This window comes from Deltaproteobacteria bacterium (assembly GCA_040223695.1).
Taxonomy (GTDB): domain Bacteria; phylum Desulfobacterota_D; class UBA1144; order Nemesobacterales; family UBA2774; genus JAVKFU01.
Map to the genome: position 1 here is coordinate 1 of JAVKFU010000020.1, position 25,981 is coordinate 25,981.

Consider the following 25,981-nt stretch of genomic DNA (forward strand, 5'->3'; position numbering starts at 1 on the left):
CTCCGGCCTTGTCCAATACCTTCGTTATCGCCGCCGTGAGCGTCGTCTTACCATGGTCTACGTGACCTATAGTCCCTATGTTTAAGTGCGGCTTCCCCCGCGCAAATCTCTCCTTAGACATCTTATCTCTCTACCTCCTTAGATGATTAAAGACCAGGCAAACAGACTGCCTGTGGAGCCCACGAGCGGACTTGAACCGCTGACCTCATCCTTACCAAGGATGTGCTCTGCCGACTGAGCTACGTGGGCAAAGCTATTAATGAGCGGGAGACGGGATTCGAACCCGCGACCCTCAGCTTGGAAGGCTGATGCTCTAGCCAACTGAGCTACTCCCGCCTTCACAGCATATAAGCTGCATAAAACTCTTATTCTGAAGTAATAAAGCAAAGTCATAATATTTCCTTTCGTAATGCTCTGGGGAGGGCAGGATTCGAACCTACGTAGGCTTGCACCGGCAGATTTACAGTCTGCTGCTTTTGACCACTCAGCCACCTCCCCCCGAAAACAATTCTCCGTAAGTCTTTGTAATTGCGACATTTTTCCGATGGAGCTGGCGAAGGGATTTGAACCCCCGGCCTGCTGATTACAAATCAGCTGCTCTACCACTGAGCTACGCCAGCCGCTTAATATTTCTTAGTTTTCTACGGATTCTCCATTAAAATGAAATTAGATAGAACTCGCCCGTGTATATAAAATCATGTATATTAACATGATTAAGGCGATATTGTCAAGATTCGGAATAGATTTGACCGATCAATAAAGAGACACCATTATCTCCGCTTCGGCGACTTTTGACTCACCGACACTGGCCTCACCCTCAAATATGAAAACCCTGGACCGCTTTTTCTTCATCCTTACTTCCATTCTCACAATGTCATCGGGAAGAACCGCTTTTCTGAACCTTACACGCTCCAGCCCCGCGAGGTAAGCTCCCGTATGCCCCTTCTCACTGAGCTCATCAGTGAACGAGGCGTATATTAAAACCCCCCCGGTCTGAGCGAGCGCTTCCACGATTATAACGCCCGGGACAATTGGGTTTCCGGGGAAATGCCCTCTAAAAAAGTCCTCTTCCGGGCCGAATCTCTTCTCCGCCAATATCCTTGATCCGGTCTCAACCTCGAGCACCCGGTCGACAAACAAAAAAGGGTCCCGGTGCGGTATATACCCCTTGATGGTTTCGGTATCAATCAATTTTTGTATCGGGCTCCCGTTTGTTTGCAATCCGACCTTTACTATCTTGCATCATAAGCCTTTATAACTTTCTGGGTTATATCGATGGTAGGATTCGCGAAAATCACACCGCCCTCGGTCTTTTCTATTATGAGAGTATAACCCTCCGATTTGCCGATAGACTGAAGTATGCCATCTAAATCCTTTAATATTTTTTCCAAAAGTTCAAAGTCCTTTTTCTGTAATTCGTCCCTGAAATCGGCTCTGGACCTCTGTAGCTCCTTATCGAGCTGCTCGATTTGATCCGCTTTCTGTTTACGCGTTGTCTCGTTCATAACGGGACCGTTCTGAATGAACTCATTTTTCATCCTTTCGAGCTGAGCCCTTTTACTTTCTATAATCTGTTGTTTCTGCTTGAACTCGCTCTCGAACTGAGTTTTAGCGGCTTTACCCGCCCTCGAAGTGGCTATGACCTGCTGTAAATCTATTACCCCTATCTTGTTTTCCTGGGAGTAAGAAAAAACAGGCATCAACAGCAATAAACCTAAAGCAATAATAAGTAATCTCATCTAATACCTCCTCATTCTAGAATAATGTACCTACGGTAAACTGTATTTCAAAACTGTCCTCATCCGGCAATCTGTCCCCTATCGGGAATCCCACTTCCAACCTCAGAGGCCCCAGCGGGGACACCCACCTAATCCCGAATCCCACGTCTTTCCTCAAATCGTTCGGATTTATCGTCAGGTCCTCACCGTCATTGAAGGCGTTGCCCATATCGAAGAATAAAACTCCTCTGAGCCCAACCTGAGGGATAACCGGAAACACAAAATCAGCCGAAAATAAAAGCTCCTGAACACCGCCTATTATTACGAAATCACCATCAGCAGTCGGAACCCTGGGCCCCACTCTTCTGAATCCGAAACCCCTCAACGAGTTCGGCCCGCCCAAAAAGAACCTCTCGCCAACTACCAGATCGTTGCCATTATTCATAAGATTTATGATGCCGTAGCGTCCTCTCACCGTAAAAACCGTTCCGAACCAGAGAGGAAACCACTGCCTGGTGGATATAGTATATTTGATAAAATCCGTATCTCCACCTATGCCCGCAAACTCAACGTTGGTGCTGCTCAAATTTCCCGCGCTCGGATCGAGGAGATTGTTTCTCGAGTCCCAAATAAATCCAAGACCCAAACTGCTAATGGTCCTGTTAGAGTTAGTTAGAATTAGTCTGGCATCGTTGTCGATATCGCCTATTTTGAGATTTTCGAGCCTGTAGGTGACGTTCCCGCTTAAATATCTCCATATACGTCTTCCCACTGTCAGGCTGCCCCCCCATGATTTTCTATCGAAGTCTCTGAATTGCCTGTCCGTTCTGAAGACAAGCGCATCCAGCGTCCAGTCGGAGTCCAGGAAATGGGGATCCTGATAGTTCACGAAAAACAGCTGTGTCACGCCGCCTATCTGCGCATTGAGTGAAATCCTCTTGCCGTAACCGAAAAGATTGGCTTCCTGAATCTGGCCGGCAAAAATAAACGTTTCGATTGAGCTGAACCCACCGGCCACGCTGAAGAATCCGGTAGGTTTTTCCTCCACCTTTACCTTCAGGTCAAGCTGGTCCTCGGTACCCGGCACACGCTCGGAGGCAACCTCTACATTCTCTTCAAAGAACCCGAGTCTCGTAACTCTGGACTTTATAGCCTGAACCTCGCTTGCGTTAAAGAGCTGATCCTCCTCAATGGGTATCTCCCTTCTGATCACCTTGTCTCTGGTTCGTGTGTTGCCGACTATGTCAATATACCTTACATATACTTCGGGTCCTTTTTCTATCTTGAACTGAACATCCACAGTTAAATTCTGCCGGTCGAGTTTGAACCCGGGCTCGACGTTGGCAAACGCGTAGCCCTTGTCTCCGTAGAAAGTCGTGAGTCCGGCAATGTCTTCGGCAAGCAAACTCCCCCTGAATATCTCGCCGGATTTAAGCTTTAACAAACTACCGAGCTCTTCTTCGGTAGTTATCAAATCCCCGGCAAACGTCAGCTCATCGACTTTGTACTGATTACCCTCATCGACTTTAAAAGTTACGATATAACCTTTCTCGTCTTCGCTGTACTGTACCTCGGGCTTACTCACCTTTACGTCCAGGAAACCGTTGTCAATATAGGTTGACCTCAGTCTCTCGGAATCGTTGTCAATTTCCTGCGGATTATACAACCCTTTCTTTGAAATAAAAGAGAACATCCCCTTGGGTTTTGAGTAGAGTCCCTTTTTAATCACCTTTGTCTTTAATTTTTCGTTCCCTATAAAAACAACCTTTTTTATATATGCCTTTTTACCCTCTTTAATATCGTAGGTTACGCTTACCGTGCCTTCCCCCTCGGGCTCAATGTTGTAATCAACCACCGTGCCTACCAGGCCGTTTTGTGCGTATAACTCTTTGATAGCCTCCTGGCTCTTCTTGACTTTATTCAGGTCAATAATACGGCCTTCCTTTACGTCGATTACCTCAAGAATCTTATCGCTTTTAATGTCTTTATTTCCCCTTATCCTGAGATCGGCAACGACGGGTTTTTCCTTTACCTTGAAAATCAATACGACTCCCGTAGGCGTCTTCTCCGTTTCTGCCCGGACATCCTCGAATGAGCCCAATTGATAAATCTTTTTTATATCCTCTCTGACGGTCTTTGAGGAAACGGGTTCACCGACCTTTGAGGAAACATTGAGACCTATAAGCTCCTTTTCAACCCTCTTATTGCCCTCTACCTTTATCTCAACTATCCTTCGGGGCTGTTGATCCTCTGCCTCCCGACCCTCCTCCACCGACTCCCCGCTTTCCGTATCGACCCCTTCAGCAGGTTTCTCGACCGCAGTATCATTTTCAGTCGTCTGCGCGGTAGCAGCCGGGACAATTGGAAGAGCCGAAACAAGCATCAACAGGATTGCCGCGCACAGCACTGTATCGAGTCCACGTTTAATTTGCATCCACAATTTTCCCATCAGAGAGTCTTATTCTCCTGTTCATCCGCCTTGCGATTTCCTGATTGTGCGTTACTAATACTGAAGTAATTCCATACTCCCCGTTCAGTTTTAAAAACAAATCCAGTATTGACACCCCTGTGTCCAGATCCAGATTCCCGGTCGGTTCATCCGCTAAAATAACCTTGGGCTTCAAAACTACGGCGCGGGCTATTGCAACCCTTTGCTGCTCACCCCCCGAAAGCTCGCCCGGGCGGTGTTCAAGCCTTTGCTCGAGGCCGACCTTTGTCAGAACATCGGCAGCCATTTCCTTAGCCTTCTCCCAATCCATTCCGTTAATCAAACACGGCATCATGACATTCTCAAGCGCGCTGAATTCCGGAAGCAGGTAATGAAACTGGAACACAAATCCTATTTCGCGATTTCTGAAAGAGTCAAGCCCTCCGTCGTTTTGCTCAAAAACGTTAGTGTCCCCGTAGTAGACATTTCCTTCGGTCGGACGTTCCAGTGTGCCTATAATATGCAGCAGGGTGCTTTTCCCCGATCCCGAAACACCGACAACAGCAACCGTTTCCCCGCTTAATATGTCAAGATCAATTCCCCGTAGAGCCTCTACTTTGCCTCCCCTGGTCTCAAACACCTTCCATAAATCTCGTACGCGAATCTCCATTTCTTACTCATACCTTAGTGCCTCAATCGGATCTTTTCGAGACGCCTGAAATGATGGATACAAAGTTGCCACAAAACAGATTAATATGCTGAAAAAAGCAACCGTTATAAAATAAATCGGTTCAATTTTAACTGGAAACTCGGAAATAGGATAGACATTATTATCAAATGGAATAAGTTTCCTTATTATTTCACTGGTTTTTAGCAAGTAACAGATACCGAAACCCGCCAAACTTCCGAGCAGAGTACCCACAACGCCGATAATCATTCCGTCGGTTATAAATATCTTTAAAATACCGCTCTTAGTAGCGCCCATAGCCCGGAGTATGGCTATGTCCCTCCCCTTTTCCATCACTACCATCGTAAGGGTGCTCACTATGTCGAGCGCCGCCACAAGCACTATAAAACCGAGGAATATTGCGATCGCAATTCTTTCCAGACGAAGAGCCTTAAAGAGACTCTTGTTCACCTCTTCCCAATTCCGGGTGTAATAAGGAAACCCCAGGGTTGCGGTGATTTCCTTACCTATTTTTTTTGCTGCGTAGATATCTTTTACCTTTATCTCTACGCCCGAGACTTCCCCTTCCATATCGAAAAAGTCCATCGCGTCCTTGAGATCCACATAGGAAATAGAGGAATCGTATTCAATCATGCCGTAATCAAATATGCCTATTATTTCAAATTTCTTGACCTTTGCGGTTGCCCCGAACGGACCCATCTTGCCGAAAGGAGAGACCAGACTTACAAGGTCGCCTTCGATGACGCCCAGCGTATTAGCAAGCTCCTTACCTATCAGAATCGGCGGTCTTCCCGATTCCGTCACAGTATCAAGCTTTCCAAGAACTTCTTTCCCTATTTCCCTGGCCTGCTCATCAGCTATTTTGTCCTTTCCGTCATTCTTCCCCAGCATCCCCCGCCCTATCGCCTGCTCGATATTCGTAACGGTCCCGGCGGTTTCAGGATCTATCCCCCTCACTACCGAGCCCGAAACGTTTCTTTCACTTGCTATCATTCCCTGCCCGTAAATAAACGGACTAGCGCCTACAACACTTGTGAAATCGAGTGCTTCATCCTTAATTTCGGTGTAATCCTTCATAGGGCCGTCGTAGCTCAGGACCACGAGGTGAGAGCTAACCCCCAGTATTCTCTCTCTGAGCTCCTCCTCAAAGCCGCCCATGACGCCAAGCACTACGTTCAGAGCCATGACCCCTATAATTACTCCAAGAATAGAAATAATTCCGATAATGGAAGTAAACTTCTGCTTCCGCCTCGAACTGAGGTATCTGAGTCCTATAAAAAATTCGTATTTCATTCGGGCCTTAGATGTGGAAAGAAAATTACCTCCCTGATTGAGGGAGAATTTGTAAAAAGCATAACGAGACGGTCAATACCGATACCGGCTCCGGCGGTGGGGGGCATACCGTGTTCAAGAGCGGTAACGAAATCAAGATCCATTTCATGCGCCTCTTCCTCGCCCCTTGTTTTTAAATCAAGCTGCTTTGTGAATCTTTCCTTCTGGTCTATAGGATCGTTGAGCTCGGAAAAAGCGTTTGCAATCTCGCGGCCGAAAATGTATAGCTCGAAGCGGTCCGTAATGTCCGGATTGGCTTCGTTTTTTCTTGCCAGCGGGGAGACTTCGAGAGGAAAACCGTAAACAAAGGTAGGGTCTACGAGCTCGTCCCCCGTAAGGGTTTCAAATATTTCGACTATGGCCTTACCCTTTATTCCCCTGTGATCTACTCCCAGGGAGTCGGCCTTTTCAAAAAGCTTCGATTCACTGGACAGAGTCTCCTTTCCCAGAGACCGCTCAAGGGACTCGATTATATTAATCCTCTTCCAGGGCCGGCTCATATCTATCTCGGCGTCCCCGTATTCAAACTTCAGCGATCCCTTAATTTCCTGAGATAACATGCAAACAAGCTCTTCTATCAAATCCATAAGATCCTCGTATGTCGCATAGGCCTGATAGAGCTCTATCATTGTAAACTCAGGATTGTGCTGTGTGGATACTCCTTCATTCCTGAAGGTCCTCCCTATTTCGTAAACCCTTTCAATCCCGCCTATAACGAGCCTTTTAAGGTAGAGCTCGGGGGCAATTCTGAGATATAATTCCATGTCCAGGGCATTGTGGTGAGTTTCAAAGGGCCTGGCAGCGGCTCCCCCCGGTATAGGATGAAGTATCGGTGTTTCAACCTCGGTAAAATCCCTCTCATCCAGGAACTTTCTCATTAATTTTATTATTCTGCTTCTGGTAAGGAATATTTCCTTTATGTCAGGATTCGAAATCAGGTCCAGATAACGCTGTCTGTATCTGGCTTCAACATCCTTGAGACCGTGCCATTTCTCGGGCAGGGGATGAAGCGTCTTGGTCAGCAGTTTGAACTCTTTCACGTTGACCGTGAGTTCACCCGTTCTGGTCTTAAACAAATTTCCCCGAATCCCTATGAAATCCCCCAGATCGACAAACTTTTTAAAGAACTTGAGGTCTTCCTCGCCTATAACATCCTTTTTCATATAGCCCTGGATTCTTCCCGCCCTGTCTGCGATATGAAAAAAGAGGCTTTTCCCGAAATCCCTCAGGGCAACGACCCTGCCGGCAAGGGAAAATTCATCCGTCAGCCTTTCAAGCTCATCTCCTGTCTTATCTCCGTACAAAGACAAGAGCCCGGAAGTAACATGATCAGGCTTGTATCCGTTGGCAAACGGATTTACACCTAACCTTCTTAATTCATTAAGCTTTTCTTTTCGCTGTTCAAACTGTTCGTTTTCCATGGTTAAAGCTAAAGGTTCTACCCCAAAAGGATGGCAACGTCAAGCAAATATCCTTATCGTATTTAAGTGGAGATTTTGGCAAAAGTTATAATTATTCCTTCTTTTCGTCCAGAATAATATACGTTGCGATTGCCTTGGCAACAAGTTTATTTTCATTGTAGATATCCACCTCGGCGGGGACCACCCTTCCCTCACGGAGAACTCTGGCTTCAGCTTCTATAATTCCGTCGGCTACGGGGGCCAGATAGTTGATCTTCATCTCGATAGTTACGAATCGTTTACCATCGGCATCCGTAATACCGGCAATCGCGACAGCCGCCGCGGAATCAGCCAGTGTCGATAACACGCCGCCGTGTGTATATCCGTAGGGATTAGTCAGCCTCTCTTCCGTACGCATGGTCAGTTTGCCGTAGCCGGGCCGCATTTCGGCGATTTCAATTCCGAGAAAATCCCAGAATGGAACTACGGGAAACTTCTTTTTCATGTCACTATCCGCCAAATTTGATTCCTCCTTATGAGTCTGAATTTAAACTGGATTAGAGAAAGGCTTTAAGCCTTTTACGGGCTTCCGCCGCTCTCGTTCCGTGTTTCTTTACCCGCCAGGGCAAATATGAGAAAACCTGTTAAACACACAATTCCCGCAACCTCAAACATTAACTGAAAACCCCGCAGTTCCGCCAGCACACCGTAAATAAAGACCCCGAGCATGCCGCCGAAGGTAAAACCCACGCTGCAAATGGATACCGCCTTCCCTCTATCGGCCTCAGACGACAGATCGATAACCAGGGCATAGATAGCCGGATAGAATAGCCCGTGTCCCAGACCGAAAAATATCCCCGCCACAATGAGTTCCCAAGAGTCGGACGCAAAACCCAGACCCATAATACCGAGCGAAAAAATCAAAAATGCCGGGATTGAAGACCTCTTTTTCCCGAATTTATCCGGAATCCAGCCACCAAAAACCCTGACAGTCAGTATTGAGACGGTGTACGTGATAAAAAAGAGTTCAAATGACTCAACGCCGATGCGTCTCGCGAATACAGGAATAAAAGTGATTACGGAAACAAAACCCGTCCCGGCTATCATTAACGCAAAGGCAGCAACAAAAACGCCTCTCCTGAAAAGGGCTTTCATGAAACTGTTTCCTTTCGATCCTCCGCTCGCGCTTCTCTCGGGTTCTTTTATAAAGAGCGCCGCTATAAATGAGAAAAAACCGAAGATGAAATTGATTATGAAGAAGTCACCAAAACCGTAGGCCTCAATTATTGTCTTTCCTATAAAAGGCGCAAGCGCAAAATTCATGACGCTGAACATACCGAATACTCCGATTGCCTGGCTTCTCCTGGAGGGGGAGGAAACATCCGCCACCAGGGTGCCCGCCGATACAAAACAGAGGGAAAGAGCCGCTCCGTGGAGCAATCTCAAAAGCGGAAACAGGAAATTTAACGTATCCAGATACGCAAAAGGGAGCGTAGTAAACGACATCAGTAGCCCGCCTGAGACCAGAAACCACTTTTTCCCCCACCGGTCTATTAATATTCCCACAGACGGGGTAGTAAGAATCGTTGCCATCGAGGCCGCTCCCATAATAAACCCTATCGCGGACTCGCCGCCGCCGAGCTCCTCGATCCGGAGGGGCAACAGAATAAACGAATGATAGTTGAAGAAGAAAATGAACGAGGAGACCGTGATCAGAATAAAATCCCTGTTGAAAAGCGGTCTTCCGAACTGGACGTCTTTTTCCGCAGTGGTATTTAAATGCTGAGCCATAGCAACATCAACCGGAAGTGTTAACTTACATCACAAAATAGAGAAGAAAAATCTACGTTCCTCAGGTTATACTTATAACAGGAACCACGATTTAGAGCCTCGATAATATTGAAAAGAGGGGATAATGATAAAAAATCTTGCAATAATCGTGCTTGCGATCCTTTTGGCAGTTTCCTCCTACCTGCTCTATTACAACAAGAATATTACCATAGAACTGGGACAGAGCGCGTATAAAAAGACGGGTGTCAGGGTTGAGACCGGTGAAGCAGAACCAGCGGATTTATTCGAAGCGGAATTAGAGGGGACGGTCCGGGAAAAGGAGCTTTCGGTGGAAGGCGGCGGAGAACAGGTTGAAATCGTGGATTCGGAATTTGAACCCGAAATCCACCTCGATCCCACTCTGGGAATGACGATCAGCCCGGAGCAGCAAATCGTCTCGAGCTATAAAATTATCGGCCCCAGAAAATTCGCGCTTCTGACCGATAACGATGTTACTATGGTAGAGATCAATCTGGATACGGGGGATGTGAAGATAAATCCTGACTACGATCTTAATGAGGCTTCGACACAGTTCTGGAAATCGATAGGGAAAAAATATCCCGAAGTCTGTTTTACGGAATAAACGAAACGTTGCTTAAAGTCAGCAAGAGTAAACTACTCTGCCGTTTACAATCGTGCAAATAACCGCTCCCGATAATTCCCAGCCGTGAAAGGGCGTATTTTTGCTCTTGGAATGGAATTTGTCCCTGTCAACCGTGTACCTTCTTTCGGCGTCAAAAATTACGACATCGGCGGGGGCTCCCGGATTTAAAGTGCCCCTTTCGATATTCACGATTTTTGACGGAATATAAGTCATTTTAGCGATCATATCGTGAAGACTTATCACACCCTGCTCCACGAGCCTGAGTGAAAGCGGAAGCGCTGTTTCAAGCCCGACGATTCCGAAAGGCGCGAGATCGAACTCGACTTTCTTTTCGTCCTCGCTGTGAGGGGCATGGTCGGTTGCTATGACGTCTATAGTCCCGTCCCGGAGGCCTTCCCTTACAGCCTCCATGTCGGATTCGCCTCTCAGGGGTGGATTCATTTTGGAGTTAGTGTCGTACTCCCCGACCGCTTTATCCGTGAGCGTAAAGTGGTGAGGAGCGGCTTCGGCGGTTACGTTTACGCCTCTTGCCTTGGCATCCCTTATCAGCCTTACGGAGCCCGCTGTCGAGACATGACATATATGAAGGTGCGTGCCGGTGAGCTCGGCGAGCGTAATGTCACGGGAAACCATGACGTCTTCAGAAGCCGCCGGAATTCCTTTGAGACCTAAAAGAGTGGACATATCTCCCTCATTCATCACCCCGCTTGCGGATAGATTCCTGTCTTCCGCATGCGATATCACAGGAATCCCGAACGCCTTAACGTACTCCATAGCATGACGCATTACCTTTGAGTTCATGACAGGCATACCGTCGTCCGATACCCCTACGCATCCCGCCTCATACATCTCGCCTATCTGGGCGAGGGTTTCTCCCTTTTCCCCTTTGGTGATCGCGCCGATAGGGAAAACGTTTACTATCCCCTCTGTTCGTGCTTTAAGCATTATGTATTCGGTAACAGAAGCGTTGTCGTTTATCGGGTTCGTGTTCGGCATGCACACGATCGACGTAAACCCGCCGGCCGCGGCTGACTCGCACCCGCTTCGGATAGTCTCTTTGTACTCATAGCCGGGCTCCCTCAAGTGAACGTGGATGTCAACGAATCCGGGCGAGACTATCTTCCTCCCGGCATCGATTACTTTATACTTCGAGTTGTTTTCGAACTCTTTCGCATCTTTAGGGAATGATTTTATTTTGCCCTTCTCTATGAGTATATTCCCGATTTTGTCGAAATTTCGGGAGGGATCGATGATTCTGCCCCCCTTTATGAGTATGCTCACCCGTTTCTCCTCGCAGAGGCCACGAGATAAAACATCGCCATCCTTACCGCGATCCCGTTTGATACCTGCTCTAGTATTACCGATCCCGGCCCGTCTGCCATATCGGAGGACAGCTCGACACCCCTGTTAATCGGACCGGGGTGCATAACGGTAACATTCTCGTGCGCCCTTTTTATTTTTTCGCGCGTAAGCCCGTAAAATCTCGAATACTCCCTGAGTGAAGGAAAGAACTCGAAATCCTGTCTCTCTTTTTGAATCCTCAGCATAATTATTACGTCCGCATCCACTACCGCCTCACTCAGATTATAGAACGTCCTGACATCGATTTTTTCGATGTACTTCGGTATCAGGGTCGGGGGACCGACAACCCGGACTTCGGCTCCGAGCTTCAGGAACCCCCAAATGTTCGATCTTGCCACACGGCTGTGAAGTATGTCGCCTACGATAACGATTTTGAGCCCCTCTATCCCCCCCTTCATACGTCTTATTGTAAACAGATCGAGAAGCGCCTGACTGGGATGTTCATGGGAGCCGTCACCGGCATTTATAATTGAGGAATTGAGCTCCTTCGCCAGGAGCCATGGCGCGCCCGACATCGGATGCCTGATTACAATCATGCTGGCTCCCATCGCCTCGAGATTTCTCGCGGTATCCAGAAGGCTTTCGCCCTTGACTACGCTGCTCTGGGAAGTGGTGAAATTTAAAACATCGGCGCTAAGTCTTTTTTCGGCGATTTCGAACGATGACCGGGTTCTGGTGCTCGGCTCGAAAAACAGATTGCAGACAGTCATCCCCCTGAGCGCCGGAACCTTTTTAACATCACGCTCCGAAACCTCTTTCATCGACTCCGCCGTATCGAGAACAAGGGTTATCTCTTCCGCGTTTAACTCTTCAAGCCCCAGGATGTGTTTGCGCTCAAATTCCATTTCTAATCTTGCACCAATAGGACCTCGTCTTTCCCGTCTGTCTCCTTTAAAAGCACCCTCACCTCCTGGGTCCTCGCAGTTTCTATTTTATGACCGATGTAATCCGGCTGTATGGGTAGTTCTCTGTGCCCCCTGTCTATAAGGGCGGCGAGCTGTATCGCAGAGGGCCTTCCGAAGTCCATAATAGCCTCGATGGCCGCCCTCGTCGTGCGCCCCGTGTACAGCACGTCATCCACAAGGATCACTTTCTTGTCTTCGACCGAGAACGGTATCTCGGTTCTCTTTACTTTGGGCCACTCGGTCTTTTGTCTGAGATCGTCTCTGTAGAGCGTTATATCGAGAGTGCCCAAAGGGGGCCTTATACCCTCGAGCTTCTCTATCGCGCTTGCGATTCTCTCGGCAATATGAACGCCCCTGGTCCTGACCCCTATAATAACAATATCGCTTGCACCGTTATTTCTCTCCAGAATCTCATTCACGATACGCAGGATAGTGCGTTTCACAGAGGCAGAGTTCATTGCTGTTTTATCCGTCATTTCAGAATCCTATTGATGTACGCTTCTGAGGACTCCCTCGCATTCGTATTCAAACTCGAATTCCCTCGTATACCTCTCGAAGAAAGTCGCGCTGTCGTGGTAATAAACCCGGATCACTATAGAATCGGATGACCGGGAAATTTTTACTTCTCTCTTGTTCGGTGGTATCCCCATGCTGTCGAGCTGCTCTGACATGCCGGTCCGTATGTAGTCGCCTCCGTATTTATGATACACGTCGGCATTTTGCTTACATACCCCTCTGATCCCTAAAATCCCCTTATAATAAATGGGAACGACTTTGAATCCTACATAGAAAATGAGGGCGAGGACAATGAACCAGAAAATAGAGGATAAGCTTTTCATTTTATCACCTCTCCATTACCGCCCTTTTTAGATATTCCGCAGCTTATTTAATTAATTCCCGATAAAATTCTTCCCCACCTCACCTTGTTCTGGATATCCGGGTTATCAAAATCCCACGACCAGTGAATCAGGAACGCTTTACCCGCTATGTTTTCTATCGGGACAAAACCCCAGAATCTGCTGTCCTGACTGTTGTCTCTGTTATCCCCCATTACGAATACCTCACCCTCGGGGACTTTTGTAACGGGAATATAGTTGCCCCTGTTTGTCTGCTGGCTGCCTTTTCGGAAAATAACAGGGTGTTCGTCGCCGAACAGATCCTCATCGTACTCATCGAACTGCTCACCGTTTCTCTCGTCAACGTATGACCCCAGAAATTCAAGCGGTACCTTCTCTCCGTTAATATATAGTTCCCTGCCGTCTATATCAATACTGTCTCCGGGAAGACCCACCACTCGTTTTATATAATAAACGCCTTTTTTTGATGGATCGTGTTCCGAGTTGGGATAGGTAAAGACTATAACGTCGCCCCTCTCTATCTCCTCTAACGGAAATATAATCTTGTCGGTAAGAGGGATTTTCGTTCCGTAAATGAATTTATTCACCAGCAGGTGGTCTCCCACAAGAAGGGTGGGAATCATAGACCCCGAGGGAATTTTAAAGGGCTGGAAAATAAAGGTTCTTATGATAAGCGCAAGCGCAATTGCGAATATGAGGGCTTCAACATTCTGTCTCAGCTTGGACTTCGTAAAACCGGAGAGATAATCCCTCGAAGCTACTTCGAGCTCATCAGTTTTAATTTTAATCTCCTCGGTGTTTCCACCGGAGATAGCGCCCTCAAGCGCGCTTATTCTTTTGTTTATTATCTCCCGAGCTTTGGGCTTTAATTTTGAGCTGTTGTTATTTAAAAGGGATTTTGTCTCGGAAAGAATCTTCTTGGCTCTGTTCTTTACTTTCTTGTCCCTTGACCATAAACCGACCATAATTGAGGTTTGATTATATATGGGGAATCAGGTTGTTTCAATATTGGCCGTAAGCCGGAATACAAATTAGAGGACAACCGTTTGCTTACACCTCAATCAATTACGGCCCTTCCCATTCGAGCATTCTCTGGACCGACTTTACTCCCTCAACCCTCTGGATGGCTTTCATGACATTTTCCAGCTGCTCAAGATCATTGACCACCACATCAAAAGTTCCCACGGCGGTATCCACATCGGTCGAGTGAATCTCGGCTTTTGAGATATTTACATCGGAGCTTGAGAACGAGCTCGTTATATTCGATAAAATTCCGGGACGGTCTATGCACATGACCTCGATTCTTGCGGGTCTCTGTCCTTTGAAGTTTCTGTCCCACTCCACTTCGATTCTCCTTGCGTGATCGACATCGAGCAAACGGGGACAGTCATTTTTGTGTATCGTTATACCCTTCCCCCTCGTTATGTACCCGGTAATTTGCTCGCCGGGCAGAGGGGAACAGCAATTTGCGAACCTGATCATAACATCGTTGTATCCGCTGATGAGCACCCCGCCCTCTCTTGAGCGGGTAATGGTGCGTATGATCTTCTCGATTCTCGACTCTTTTTCAGGGGCTGCATGAATTTTATCCGTAGGAAGCACTTTCTTAAGTACGTCCGTGGCGGATATCTTCCCGAAACCCACCGCTAAATACAGCTCTTTCTCATCTTTGAAGTTAAGCTCGGAAAGCGCTTCCTCAAGCTCGCCTTTTTTAAGAATGGACTGGAAGTCGAGTCCGTGTTGTTTAAACTTCCTCTCGCATATCGATTTCCCGACTATCTCCGACTGAGACCTTTCCTCATTTCTGAGCCATGAGCGGATTTTTGTCTTTGCGCGTGAGGTTACTACGAATTTGAGCCAGTCCCTGTTAGGGTGTTTGTCGTGTGAAGTCACTATTTCAACCGTATCCCCGGTTTTTAACTGGTGGCTCAATGGAACAAGCTTTCCGTTTACCATAGCCCTCGTACAGCTGTTTCCCACCTCCGTATGGACGGCGTAGGCAAAATCCACAGGAGTAGCGCCGCTCGGCAGCTCCATAAGATCACCCTGGGGCGTGAACACATAAACAACATTCGATATAAGCTCGCCTTTGATAGCCTCCATATACTCCGTCGGGTCTTTTATATCCTTCCACTCAAGGAGCTGTCTCAGGGTCGAATAAATCTCGTACTTTCCGCTTCCGTCCATCCCGCCTTCTTTATATTGCCAGTGTGACGCAACCCCGTACTCGGCAACCTCATGCATAGCCCGTGTCCTGATTTGTATTTCCATACGCTCCCCGAAAGGCCCGATAACGGTTGTATGAAGGGACTGATAACCGTTACCTTTCGGAAGCGCGATGTAATCCTTAAAACGACCGGGGACAGGCTTCCACGACGAGTGCACCGCCCCCAGCGACTCGTAACACTCTCTCAGAGAGTTGGTAATAATTCTAAAGGCTATAACGTCGTAAACGCTTTCGAACTCTATATTCTGAGACAGCATTTTTCTGTAAATTCCGTAGACGTGCTTGAATCTGCCGGTGACCTCCGCGTTTATATCGAATTCGAGCAGCTTCTTCCCGATAATATTTTTAATTTCATCGACATGAACCTCCCATTCTTTCCTCTTGTCCGAAATCCGTTTCGACAGGCTCTGGTATTCATCCGGATTCAGAAATTTAAAGGAAAGATCCTCTAGCTCGTTCGTGACCCAGTTCATTCCGAGCCTGTGGGCCAGCGGAGCATAAATATCGAATGTTTCCTTGGCTATTCTCTTCCGGCGGTCAGGCTCGAGGTGCTCGAGCGTCCGCATATTGTGGAGCCTGTCGGCAAGCTTTACCAAAACCACCCTGATGTCTTTGGCCGTCGCCAGTATAAGTTTCCTGAAACCCTCCGCCTGGCGTTCAATGTTCGTGGTATAAGGCAGGCGGCTGATCTTTGTAACGCCGTCCACGAGAAATGCCGTTTCACTCCCGAACAGCGTTTCAATCTCCTCCGGAGTCGCCAGAGTATCCTCAACCGTGTCATGGAGGAGTCCGGTGATAATTGAAGGCACATCCAGCTTCATTTCCACAAGTATGCCGCTTACTTCGAGGGGATGGCTGAGATAAGGCTCACCGGAACTGCGGATCTGCCCCGCATGGACCTTCGCGGAATAGACGTAGGCCTTCTTTATAAGCTCAACATCGGAGTCGCTAAGGTAGAGGTAGGAATTAACCCTCTCTATTATGTCGTTCAGCCTTATCATCTTAGTTTAAGAAAAATAATCCTTATCAATTCTCACCAAAACCTTCTCGTTCTCGCACCTGGCGGCGGTTATAACAGAGGCCAGACAATTGACAGCCTCGTCAAGAGAATCATTAATTATAATATAATCATAGTAATCGATGTCTTCCATCTCCTTCCTTGCTTCGGAAAGACGTCTTTCCGCTTCAGAAACGTTTTCGCTAGCCCTTTTTGACAGTCTCTCCTTTAAAATCCTGAAAGAGGAAGGCAAGACAAAACAGTACACGCCCGAATCATATTTATTCCTTATCTGACTCGCCCCCTGAACGTCTATGTCGAGTATCAGGTCAATCCCTTTCGACGTCGCCTCTTCCAGTAAATCGACCGGGGTACCGTACAGTTGATCGTGCACCTCCGCATATTCGACAAACTTGCCTTCGCCGATCATTTTTCGGAATTCTTTCTCGGAAACGAATTTGTAATCTTTTCCATCGACTTCTCCTCCTCTGGGCTTCCGTGTCGTATAGGAAACTGAAAACATCAAATTTTCCGATGATTCGAGTACTTTTTTTACAAGCGTGGTCTTCCCGCCTCCGGAAGGCCCTGAAATTATGAATATGATACCTTCTCGCATTGATCTATTCCGTAACTTTACTCTCTCGGGTTATGATTATTTAGTATTGTAGGACAATTAACAACAAATATCAATTAATTACAGCGGGTTGTCTGTCTTAAGCTTACCCTTTTTATTAAGCTCTTCTATCACCTTTTTTACATCTTGGGAATTTTCTTTATTCAATACCAGCACCCCGTTGTCGGAATCAACCACCACCAAATCCTTGACGCCGACAAGGGCTACAGCCTTGCGGTCGCCGTATATCAGACATCCGGACGAATCGACTGATACACCCCTGCCGAAAATTATGTTGTCCTCCCCGTCAGTTCTGAGGAATTCATCGAGGGCCTTCCAGCTTCCAACATCGCTCCAGGGGAAATTTACCGGAATTACAACCGTATTCGGGGACTTTTCAAGTATTAACTTATCAATTGATCCCGGTTCTATATTTTTATAGAAAGACTGAATTACCTCGGGGCCCGATGTTTTGTCCATCGTTTCTAAAATTCGATCGAACTGACTGTGCCAGTCCGGAAGAATGCGTGAAAACTCGGATATAACTGAAGAGCCCTTCCAGATAAATACACCGCTGTTCCAGTAATATCCTCCCTCATCGAGAAAACGGAGGGCTGTTTCCAAATCCGGCTTCTCTGTAAATCTTTTAACCTCAAGAGCACGGTAATCATCCGAGGAGAGTACCACATTATCTGTCTGCTTAATGTACCCGTATCCCGTCTCGGGTGATGAGGGCCTCACGCCAAGCGTAATCAGCGGAAATTGTCCGTTATCAGTCTTCACGTCTGCTGCATCGGCTGCAAACCGGAGCGTATCCCTGAACGCCTCGTCGTCCCCTATCGCATGGTCGGCCGGAATTACCGCGATTAGAGGCTCCTCAGCTTGTGCACAAATCCTGAGGGTACCGTACGCAATACAGGGAGCCGTATTCTTCCCCTCGGGCTCCAATATCAAATTCGCCAATGGAAGCTCGGGTATATGTTTCAGAGTTTCTTCCGCGTAACGGTCAACGGTGACAATAAAGATGTCTCCAATCGGAATCAGAGGAAGGAGTCTGTCCACCGTCTGCCTTATCAGCGATTCTCCCCCGATAAGGGAAAGGAACTGCTTGGGCCTTTCCCTGCTGCTGAGAGGCCAGAATCTTTTACCTTCACCGCCCGCCATTATTAACGCGTACATTTTCATGCCTTAATACTAATGGGAGTTGGGGGATTTCTCAATCCTGAGGCGAGAATTAAGCCGAGCTGACCGGAATTTCAATTATGACACATCTTCATCGGGTCCTATAATTATCGATGAAATGGGATATAAGCTCATTTTAATCGTATTGATTTTCGTATACGCAAGCACCAGCCCCGCACTCGGCGGAGAGATCTACCGCTGGACAGATGAAGAAGGCGTAATCCATCTGGTAGATGACCCCGGCAAGGTCCCGCCCGAATACAGGGAATCGGCAAAAACAATCGACACCGAAGACGGAGATTTGACGGCTCAGGCGAAAAAACTCCTGATTGTAATTACAAGGAACAGTCTTACCGTCTTGACGCTCCTTACAATAGTTATTCTCCTCCTAATTCTTATTAAATCTACAAGCCACTTCAAGGGGAGGAGAAAAAAGCGGAAATGGGACAAAATTTTCGAATTCTACGAGCATTCGGGTGTTGAGAGGATGGATACTGCGGACTTTAAAAGCTTTGCAGCCGAGCTCCTCAAGCATAGGGGGTACGAGATTGACAATCTCCCCGACTGCGTTAATCCTGTCACCGACTTCATAGCGAAAAAGGGTGACTTAAAATACGCCGTTCACATCAACACAAATGCAAACAACGTATCAAGAATGATAGTAAATGAGATTGACAGGGAGAAAGCACGTTTTGACTGTGACCGGTCAATCGTAATCACAAGACAATTTTGCGAGGATCAGGCCCGGAAACTCGGCCGGGCTGTCGGATGCACTCTGGTTGACAGGGATACACTCGCACGCTGGATATATGATTTACGGCATAAATCCTGAAAAGCTTTATATTAAAACAAATCCTCTATTTCCTTTAACTTTAATTCGTTCAAGCTATCTCTAACCAGATGAGCCCCGGATAACTCTTGAGCCGAACATGAATTAGTGACGGCAAGGCATTTCATCCCGGCTGAGATTGCGGCCCTCACGCCGGAGACGGAATCCTCCACCACTAAACACTCGGAGGATGTAATAGTCTCAGAATGAGACCTCTTAGTGTTAAGCCTCCTCAATGCCTCTAGAAAGACATCCGGCGCGGGTTTGCATTGTTGAACGTCCTCGGCGCTTACAATCACATCAAAATAGTCATCGATTCCGGCGAACTGCAGAATATGCAATATCTCACCCCTGAGCGCCCCCGACCCTATAGCAAGGCTGTATTTAGCTGCGACATTTCTTATAAAGTCCCCGGCGCCCGGCAATATTTTGATATTACCCTTTATTAAAGCCTCATAATGGTCCGATTTCCTATCCATCAAATCACTTATGAGAATTTCATCGTGGGTATGCTCCCCTTCCTCAAGCACTGTCCTGAATAAGGTTTTGTCGTCATAGGCCAGGTATTTTTCGTAATAATCCTTACGCGTGAGCGAGATCCCCTTTTCGTCAAGGGCGAGCTGAAAGGCTCGCATGTGTACGGGCTCTGTATCGGCAATTATGCCGTCAAAATCAAAAATCACTGCTTTTAACATGGTCTCTTTAACCTATGATTGTGTGGTACCTGCATCCAGCCGACATCCTTTAATATAATAATATAAACCGGCATGAAAAAAATACCCGATTCGCTCTCGATATAAACACATTATATATATCTACTATAAATAAGGAATAATATCCGGCTGTATTGGCGGGCCGGCAAAACTCTATGAATCTTTTACCGAAAAGGACCATCTAATATTCTTTAGGAGTAGGTATGGATTCAATAAATTGCGCCAGGGTTCTGAAGGCGCTTGCCGACGACACGAGGCTTAAGATACTGGAATTGCTCTTCACGGGAGAATTTTCCGTATCGGAAATAGCCGAACACACCGGGGTTGAGTACTCTCAGGCTTCCCACCATCTGGGGGTGCTGAGGAACGCAGGTCTCGTCCTAGACAATAAGGAGGGAAAGTTCGTAATGTATAAATTACACCCGGTTTGTTACCAAAACGGTCGCGAGAAAAAGAACATACTTGACTTTCACTGCTGCAGCATAGAATTCGGCAAGACTAATTTTATTCAAAATAAAAATACTTAGTTTTAAATTATATTCCGACAATCTTACTAACGTCGGAGCGATTAAAAAGTTTTAAATACAAAAAGACGGACATTTCTTATTAAGCATAATATAATCGCTCAGGAGGCTCTTTTTAAAATGCGAAATGACAACGATACCAGGGATTTTGTAAAGGATTTTTACGGCAGCGCTGCGCGAGACCCCGAGGAAAGTCTTTGCTGCCCCACCACCTACCCGTCTGAAGACACAGATCATATACCCAAAGATGTTATCGACAGGTTTTACGGGTGCGGAAGCCCTGTCAGCATAGCGGGAATAGTCCCAGGGGAGACCGTTCTCGATCTGGGCTCGGGCGCCGGCATTGATTGTTTCATCGCGGCAAGAAAAACGGGTCCCGGCGGAAGGGTCATCGGCGTGGACATGACGGATGATATGCTAAAAGTGGCCGGAGAAAGCAAAATCACCGTTTCCGAGAATCTCGGATATGAAAATGTGGAATTCAGGAAAGGGTTTCTTGAGGAAATCCCGGTAGAGAACGGATCTGCCGACCTGGTTACCTCGAATTGCGTCATTAACCTGTCTCCCGACAAGAGGAAGGTATTCTCGGAAATCCGGAGAGTCCTCAGGGATCACGGAAGATTAGTTATCTCGGACATAGTATCAGGGAGCGATATGCCCGATCACATTAAAAACGATAAACAGCTGCTTGGGGAATGTATAGCAGGGTCGCTGACCGAGAACCGGCTCCTTTCACAAATCGAGCAGGCGGGTTTCTACGGGCTCGAGGTGCTTAACAAGACCTATTGGAAAACAATCGAGAATATTGATTTCTATTCGGTCACGATACGGGGATACAAATATGAGAAGACTTCCGGCTGCGTCTACAAAGGTCAGTATGCGGCTTACAGGGGACCCTTCAAAGTGATAATAGACGAAGAAGGCCACGTCTTTCCACGAAATCAGCCGGTCGAGGTATGCACCGATACTGCTCAAAAACTTTCCCGGCCTCCGTATTCCGGTATGTTTACGATAACGGAGCCTGACGGCAGCGCGCAGGAAAGCCCCGGCTGTTCACCCAACGGCGGCGGCGCCTGCTGCTGAGCAACCGGCTATCAACATTAACGGAGGAATAAAATGGATTATTACGATCCCAAGGATTTAAAGCGCTTTTCCGAAGTCGGGAAATTCAGCGAAGAGCTTATGAAGAAGTTCTTCGATTATTACAACGCGGCCACAGGTGAGGACGGGGCTCTGACAAAAAGAGAAAAAGCCCTGATAGCGCTGGCCGTGTCCCACGTAAAAAAATGCCCCTACTGCATCGATGCCTATACCACGCAGTGCCTTGAGAGCGGCGCAGACCCCGAGCAGATGACAGAGGCGATACATGTAGCGGCCTCATTGGAAGCGGGGATTACGCTCATTCACGGAATCCAGATGCATAACGTGCTTGAAAGAAACGGTGCGCTGTAATTATACGTATATAGATATATCATAGATCCGGTAAGGAGTTTCAGATGTCTTTTGTCACCGTGCTCAAACGGAAGGAAAATATGGACTCTTCGGAGTACGACGAAAAATACAACTTTTACAAAACCCTCGAAGAAAACAAACTTGCGTTGCGGCCTCTTGCTATCGACACCCTTCAGGTAAACGTCACCAAGCTGTGTAATCAGGCCTGTGTTCACTGCCACGTCGATGCCTCTCCGAAACGAACCGAGCAGATGGACCTGAGGTCGGTTGACCGCTGTCTAGAAATACTCTCCGAACATCGTGCTATAAAGAATCTCGACATTACAGGGGGCGCACCCGAATTAAACCCGCATTTCGATTACTTTGTGTCTCAAGCCACAAACCTGGGGAAACATGTAATGGTAAGACACAACCTCACCGTAACTCTTGACGGAAATCCGGTCACAGGCGAGAGTAAGAGCTACCTCCCCGGTTTTTATGCCTACCACGGAGTAGAAGTTATATCGTCCCTGCCCTACTATCAGGAATATTTCACCGACAGGCAGAGGGGAAAGGGGGTTTTCGAGAAAAGCATTGAGTCAATACTGCTTCTCAATAAAGAGGGGTACGGCAAGGACGACACAGGTCTAATACTTAATTTCGTATATAATCCGGCAGGGGCCTTTCTCCCCGGTTCACAGAAGAGCCTCGAATCGGATTTCAAGCGTGAGTTATACAAGAAATACGGCATTATGTTCAACCGCCTATACGCCATTACAAACATGCCCATCAACCGGTTCAAACAGCAGCTCAAGCGCCTGGGCGCTTACGACGATTACATGAACAAGCTCGTAAACGCATTCAACCCCGCGGCGGCCGAGGGAGTTATGTGCCGGTCGCTTTTAAGTGTGAGCCATGACGGTCGAATCTATGACTGCGACTTCAACCAGATGCTTAATATGGAGATAAGCAACGAGAGAGGACCGATGACTATCTTCGATTTTGATTACGATGCAATGATAAACCGCAAGATAATGTTCGCCTCCCACTGTTACGGATGCACAGCAGGCTCGGGGAGCGGTTGTGGAGGAGCCACCGCGTAGTCGAGACAAAAGAGAATAGATAGATGCACGACGTAAGTTCCAGGAATACATTAATAGTTTTCGCAAAATATCCCGAGCCCGGAAAGGTGAAGACACGCCTCGCAGAGGATTTAGGAGCCGAAAGAGCGGCAGCAATATACTCTTACATGGCCGAGACTGTAATAAATAACGTTTGCAATACCGCCAATTACTGGACCGAGATTTTCTTCGACCCGCCTGAAAAAGATAAGGAGATCAGAAGCTGGCTCGGAAACACTCCCGATTCATACCTTCCACAGCAGGGACATACACTGGGAGAGAAGATTTCAAACGCCTTCCGGACGGTTTTTTCAGGCGTGAGCGACAGGGCTGTAATTATAGGGACAGACTGCGTCGATGTCTCGGCGGATACGGTTGCATACGCGTTTGAGTGCCTTCGACATCACGACTTAGTCGTCGGGCCCGCGGACGACGGAGGTTATTATCTCTTGGGGTTAAAGAGCTATGAACCGGAAATCTTCCGGAACATCGACTGGAGTACCGATCAGGTGCTCAAACAAACAATAGAGCGAATAAAAGAAAGAGGATTGAGTTTTTTCATGCTTGAGACTCTGATGGATATCGATACGGTTTTCGATCTCGGTCCCGAATTCTCAACAAAGGCTCAGGGAGGTATTTAATCTCCGTGAACACGAATTTCAATATAATCCTTGCCTCGATAGTGTTTATATTCACTCTGGTCTGTCTTAATTCCTGCTCAGACGATATCGACGATTATAAAACAAATCCCGGGGGTCTAAGCGGCAGGCTTGTTTTAACAGGCTCCAGCACGGTTGCTCCGCTTGCGTCCGAGATCGGAAAAAGGTTCGAGTCCTCACATCCCCGGGTCCGCGTGGACGTGCAAACAGGGGGAACATCGAGAGGCATCTCGGACACTCGTCAGGGAATCGCGGATATTGGAATGATATCCCGCGCCCTGCATAGCGAAGAGAGCGATCTTCTTGCGTTTCCCGTGGCGAGGGACGGGATATCCGTAATAGTGCACAAAGACAACCCCGTTACCCAATTAAGCGACCTGCAAATAAAGGGAATTTACACCGGGGAAATTACCGACTGGAGCGAGATAGGAGGGGAAAAAGCACCGATCACCGTGGTCAACAAAGCGGAGGGCCGCGCGACACTCGAGCTTTTTCTAAAATACTTCGGTCTTAAAAATTCCGATATTAAAGCCCGGGTAATAATCGGCGATAACGAACAGGGAATAAAAACGGTAGCCGGAAACCCCTCATCTATCGGATATGTGTCGATCGGCACCGCCGAGTATGACGAAAGCATAGGTGTACCGATCAAGCTCCTGCCGGTCGGAGGAACCGAGGCAACCCTTGAAAACGTACAAAACGGGAGCTTCCCTCTTTCCCGTCCTTTAAATTTCATTACGAAATCAAAACCCCGGGGCCTGTCCGGACAGTTCATCGAATTCGCCCGGTCGGAAGCGGTACACGATATTATAAAGGAGCAGTACTTTGTCCCGTTACAGAACTGATTTACCCGCACTTTTAATATTTCGGCTGTCAGCACTTCTTTCCGGAATGATAGTTCTTCTGATTGCCGCGTTTCTTGTAGCGGAGTCCGTACCGGCCCTGAGAGAAATCGGCTTGAGCCGATTCTTTACCGACCTGTCATGGAACCCGGGGGAGGACAAATTCGGCATGGCGCCGATGCTCTGGGGGACAATACTTGTTACGGCAGGCTCTGTAATACTCGCAACGCCGCTCGGCATCATTTCAGCGGTCTTCTCCAACTATTACGCCCCTCCCGGCATTTCCGGAATATACCGCCGGCTTATCGAGCTCCTGGCGGGAATACCGTCGGTTGTTTACGGCTTCTGGGGACTGGTTGTGCTTGCCCCTCTGATAGGGATGATTGAGCCTCCGGGACAAAGCCTCTTGGCCGGCATTCTGATCCTGACTCTGATGATTCTGCCCACAGTTGCGCTCATTACGGACGCAAGCTTCAGGAACGTGCCCGACGAGTATATCCGGGGCGCGGCGGCGCTCGGACTCTCGCGCATCACAACAGTAACAAATGTAGTTCTTCCGGCCTCCAAATCCGGTGTATTCACCGGAGTGATTCTTTCAATAGGCCGCGCTGCAGGAGAGACAATGGCTGTCCTTATGGTCTGCGGGAATATAGTGCAGGTGCCCGACAGCTTATTCGAGCCGGTGAGGACACTGACGGCCAATATCGCGCTTGAGATGTCCTACGCCACAGGCCTGCACAGCTCCGCGCTATTCGTAAGCGGACTAATACTGGCGGCATTGATAATAACCCTGATCGCTCTTGCGGAGAAGGTGAGCAGAGGGAGGATCTATGGAGAATCATAGAGATTTGCCCGGCCCCGCCGCGGGCAGAACGCACCGGAACACCCGGGCGGACCGCGACTCGATCTACACTGTTATCATCTGGGGAGCCGCTCTTCTCATAAGCGCCGTCTTTCTCATCATAATCGGAAATTTAATATGGAACGGAGCTGGAAAAATCTCATGGGAATTTCTAACCCAGCCTCCGCTTAACGCGGGGCGCGATGGAGGTATAAGCTCAATACTTGTTTCAACCGCCCTCATACTCGGGGTATCCATTTCTGTCTCACTTCCCATAGGACTCGGAACATCCATATATCTGTCGGAATTCACTTCGGCGGAGAGTAAATCGGGGAGATTTGTGAGAAGAAGCCTTGATATCCTTGCGGGGATACCCTCAATCGTATTCGGTTTGTTCGGGTTCGCCCTTTTCACAAAAATTCTGGGTCTGGGCTTCTCTATTTTATCGGGCGGGCTTACGCTCGCTTGCATGGTTCTTCCGATGTTGATCAGGTCGACCGAGGAAGGATTCAGATCGGTACCCGCGGAATACAGACTCGGCGCAGCGGCGCTCGGCCTTTCAAGGATAACCACTATCTTCCGCATCCTTCTCCCCGTCGCGATTCCGGGATTAATCGCAGGCGTGGTTCTCGGCACCGGAAGGGCGATAGCAGAAACCGCAGCGCTCCTATTCACGAGCGGTTATGTGGACAGAATGCCGACGTCCCTTCTCGATTCGGGGAGGGCCCTTTCCGTTCATATATTCGATCTGTCCTTGAACGTTCCGGGTGGAAACCAGAACGCATACGCATCCGCTCTGGTACTCATCACCATATTTCTATTCATAAACATAACGGCGGCTCTGATCGGCAAATACTGGATAAAAGGAAGGACGTAGA

The 25,981-nt window shown here is 47.9% G+C and carries 28 protein-coding genes and 4 tRNA genes; 10 read left to right on the top strand and 22 right to left on the bottom strand.

What is annotated here, in order from left to right:
* The 13 genes from RIG61_13020 to RIG61_13080 all read right to left on the bottom strand — a co-directional run.
* A partial coding sequence (locus RIG61_13020) for a GTP-binding protein (protein MEQ9620080.1) occupies positions 1-121 on the bottom strand: 121 nt, incomplete at its 3' end.
* Between the two features lie 52 nt (positions 122-173).
* Positions 174-249 (bottom strand) — tRNA-Thr (locus RIG61_13025).
* 13 nt (positions 250-262) lie between these two features.
* Positions 263-336: transfer RNA gene (locus tag RIG61_13030), tRNA-Gly, on the bottom strand.
* Positions 337-415: 79 nt separating this feature from the next.
* Positions 416-498 (bottom strand) — tRNA-Tyr (locus RIG61_13035).
* Positions 499-545: 47 nt separating this feature from the next.
* Positions 546-620, bottom strand: a tRNA-Thr gene (locus RIG61_13040).
* A 133-nt stretch (positions 621-753) separates the two neighbouring features.
* Positions 754-1,191, bottom strand: a complete 438-nt coding sequence (gene fabZ / locus RIG61_13045; GenBank protein MEQ9620081.1) for a 3-hydroxyacyl-ACP dehydratase FabZ — start codon at positions 1,189-1,191, stop codon at positions 754-756.
* A 41-nt stretch (positions 1,192-1,232) separates the two neighbouring features.
* Positions 1,233-1,739, bottom strand: a complete 507-nt coding sequence (locus RIG61_13050; protein MEQ9620082.1) for an OmpH family outer membrane protein — start codon at positions 1,737-1,739, stop codon at positions 1,233-1,235.
* Positions 1,740-1,755: 16 nt separating this feature from the next.
* Positions 1,756-4,152, bottom strand: coding sequence for an outer membrane protein assembly factor BamA (bamA, locus tag RIG61_13055; GenBank protein MEQ9620083.1), 2,397 nt, complete (start codon positions 4,150-4,152; stop codon positions 1,756-1,758).
* Positions 4,142-4,816, bottom strand: a complete 675-nt coding sequence (locus RIG61_13060; protein ID MEQ9620084.1) for an ABC transporter ATP-binding protein — start codon at positions 4,814-4,816, stop codon at positions 4,142-4,144. Before RIG61_13060 ends, bamA begins: the two co-directional genes overlap by 11 nt.
* A gap of 3 nt (positions 4,817-4,819) precedes the next feature.
* Complete coding sequence (locus RIG61_13065; GenBank protein MEQ9620085.1) at positions 4,820-6,127, bottom strand: ABC transporter permease; 1,308 nt, start codon at positions 6,125-6,127, stop codon at positions 4,820-4,822.
* A complete protein-coding gene (gene lysS, locus RIG61_13070) occupies positions 6,124-7,587 on the bottom strand; it encodes a lysine--tRNA ligase (GenBank protein ID MEQ9620086.1) in 1,464 nt (487 codons plus the stop codon). Before lysS ends, RIG61_13065 begins: the two co-directional genes overlap by 4 nt.
* Positions 7,588-7,678: 91 nt before the next feature.
* Positions 7,679-8,071, bottom strand: a complete 393-nt coding sequence (locus RIG61_13075; GenBank protein MEQ9620087.1) for a PaaI family thioesterase — start codon at positions 8,069-8,071, stop codon at positions 7,679-7,681.
* Between the two features lie 74 nt (positions 8,072-8,145).
* A complete protein-coding gene (locus tag RIG61_13080) occupies positions 8,146-9,357 on the bottom strand; it encodes an MFS transporter (protein ID MEQ9620088.1) in 1,212 nt (403 codons plus the stop codon).
* 124 nt (positions 9,358-9,481) lie between these two features.
* Here RIG61_13080 and RIG61_13085 point away from each other — a divergent pair, with 124 nt between their 5' ends.
* Positions 9,482-9,979 (top strand): hypothetical protein, encoded by a 498-nt coding sequence (locus RIG61_13085; GenBank protein MEQ9620089.1) that lies wholly within the window; start codon positions 9,482-9,484, stop codon positions 9,977-9,979.
* An 18-nt stretch (positions 9,980-9,997) separates the two neighbouring features.
* Here the strand turns inward: RIG61_13085 and RIG61_13090 are convergent, their stop codons facing one another.
* The 8 genes from RIG61_13090 to RIG61_13125 all read right to left on the bottom strand — a co-directional run bounded on the left by RIG61_13090 (position 9,998) and on the right by RIG61_13125 (position 18,146).
* On the bottom strand, positions 9,998-11,281 hold the full coding sequence (locus RIG61_13090; protein ID MEQ9620090.1) for a dihydroorotase: 1,284 nt from the start codon (positions 11,279-11,281) through the stop codon (positions 9,998-10,000).
* Entirely contained in the window at positions 11,278-12,207 is a 930-nt protein-coding gene (locus RIG61_13095) for an aspartate carbamoyltransferase catalytic subunit (protein MEQ9620091.1), read from the bottom strand. Before RIG61_13095 ends, RIG61_13090 begins: the two co-directional genes overlap by 4 nt.
* Positions 12,208-12,209: 2 nt before the next feature.
* On the bottom strand, positions 12,210-12,743 hold the full coding sequence (gene pyrR, locus RIG61_13100) for a bifunctional pyr operon transcriptional regulator/uracil phosphoribosyltransferase PyrR (protein MEQ9620092.1): 534 nt from the start codon (positions 12,741-12,743) through the stop codon (positions 12,210-12,212).
* Positions 12,744-12,752: 9 nt separating this feature from the next.
* Positions 12,753-13,106 carry a hypothetical protein gene (locus tag RIG61_13105; GenBank protein MEQ9620093.1) on the bottom strand — a complete coding sequence of 118 codons (354 nt, stop codon included), beginning with the start codon at positions 13,104-13,106 and terminating at the stop codon, positions 12,753-12,755.
* 47 nt (positions 13,107-13,153) lie between these two features.
* Positions 13,154-14,089 carry a signal peptidase I gene (gene lepB / locus RIG61_13110; protein MEQ9620094.1) on the bottom strand — a complete coding sequence of 312 codons (936 nt, stop codon included), beginning with the start codon at positions 14,087-14,089 and terminating at the stop codon, positions 13,154-13,156.
* Positions 14,090-14,189: 100 nt separating this feature from the next.
* A complete protein-coding gene (locus RIG61_13115) occupies positions 14,190-16,352 on the bottom strand; it encodes a bifunctional (p)ppGpp synthetase/guanosine-3',5'-bis(diphosphate) 3'-pyrophosphohydrolase (GenBank protein ID MEQ9620095.1) in 2,163 nt (720 codons plus the stop codon).
* 6 nt (positions 16,353-16,358) lie between these two features.
* A complete protein-coding gene (gmk, locus tag RIG61_13120; protein MEQ9620096.1) occupies positions 16,359-16,964 on the bottom strand; it encodes a guanylate kinase in 606 nt (201 codons plus the stop codon).
* 78 nt (positions 16,965-17,042) lie between these two features.
* A complete protein-coding gene (locus RIG61_13125; GenBank protein ID MEQ9620097.1) occupies positions 17,043-18,146 on the bottom strand; it encodes a mannose-1-phosphate guanylyltransferase in 1,104 nt (367 codons plus the stop codon).
* A gap of 115 nt (positions 18,147-18,261) precedes the next feature.
* On the opposite strand from RIG61_13125, the gene RIG61_13130 reads away from it, so the two are divergent.
* Entirely contained in the window at positions 18,262-18,975 is a 714-nt protein-coding gene (locus RIG61_13130) for a restriction endonuclease (GenBank protein ID MEQ9620098.1), read from the top strand.
* Between the two features lie 11 nt (positions 18,976-18,986).
* On the opposite strand, the gene RIG61_13135 is transcribed toward RIG61_13130, so the two are convergent.
* Positions 18,987-19,667 carry an HAD family phosphatase gene (locus RIG61_13135; GenBank protein MEQ9620099.1) on the bottom strand — a complete coding sequence of 227 codons (681 nt, stop codon included), beginning with the start codon at positions 19,665-19,667 and terminating at the stop codon, positions 18,987-18,989.
* A gap of 221 nt (positions 19,668-19,888) precedes the next feature.
* Between RIG61_13135 and RIG61_13140 the strand changes: the two genes are divergently transcribed.
* The 8 genes from RIG61_13140 to pstA all read left to right on the top strand — a co-directional run bounded on the left by RIG61_13140 (position 19,889) and on the right by pstA (position 25,980).
* A complete protein-coding gene (locus tag RIG61_13140) occupies positions 19,889-20,212 on the top strand; it encodes a metalloregulator ArsR/SmtB family transcription factor (GenBank protein MEQ9620100.1) in 324 nt (107 codons plus the stop codon).
* 117 nt (positions 20,213-20,329) lie between these two features.
* Positions 20,330-21,292: a methyltransferase domain-containing protein gene (locus RIG61_13145; GenBank protein MEQ9620101.1), complete on the top strand. Its 963-nt coding sequence runs from the start codon at positions 20,330-20,332 to the stop codon at positions 21,290-21,292.
* A 33-nt stretch (positions 21,293-21,325) separates the two neighbouring features.
* The gene (locus tag RIG61_13150; GenBank protein ID MEQ9620102.1) at positions 21,326-21,661 is read left to right on the top strand and encodes an arsenosugar biosynthesis-associated peroxidase-like protein; all 336 of its coding nucleotides are present in this window, start codon (positions 21,326-21,328) and stop codon (positions 21,659-21,661) included.
* Between the two features lie 44 nt (positions 21,662-21,705).
* The gene (arsS, locus tag RIG61_13155; GenBank protein MEQ9620103.1) at positions 21,706-22,743 is read left to right on the top strand and encodes an arsenosugar biosynthesis radical SAM protein ArsS; all 1,038 of its coding nucleotides are present in this window, start codon (positions 21,706-21,708) and stop codon (positions 22,741-22,743) included.
* Between the two features lie 23 nt (positions 22,744-22,766).
* The gene (locus tag RIG61_13160) at positions 22,767-23,402 is read left to right on the top strand and encodes a TIGR04282 family arsenosugar biosynthesis glycosyltransferase (protein MEQ9620104.1); all 636 of its coding nucleotides are present in this window, start codon (positions 22,767-22,769) and stop codon (positions 23,400-23,402) included.
* 86 nt (positions 23,403-23,488) lie between these two features.
* Positions 23,489-24,265, top strand: a complete 777-nt coding sequence (locus RIG61_13165) for a phosphate ABC transporter substrate-binding protein (protein ID MEQ9620105.1) — start codon at positions 23,489-23,491, stop codon at positions 24,263-24,265.
* On the top strand, positions 24,246-25,106 hold the full coding sequence (gene pstC, locus RIG61_13170) for a phosphate ABC transporter permease subunit PstC (protein MEQ9620106.1): 861 nt from the start codon (positions 24,246-24,248) through the stop codon (positions 25,104-25,106). The genes RIG61_13165 and pstC overlap by 20 nt, the downstream gene beginning before the upstream one ends.
* Complete coding sequence (pstA, locus tag RIG61_13175) at positions 25,093-25,980, top strand: phosphate ABC transporter permease PstA (protein MEQ9620107.1); 888 nt, start codon at positions 25,093-25,095, stop codon at positions 25,978-25,980. Before pstC ends, pstA begins: the two co-directional genes overlap by 14 nt.
* Position 25,981 lies beyond the last annotated feature (1 nt).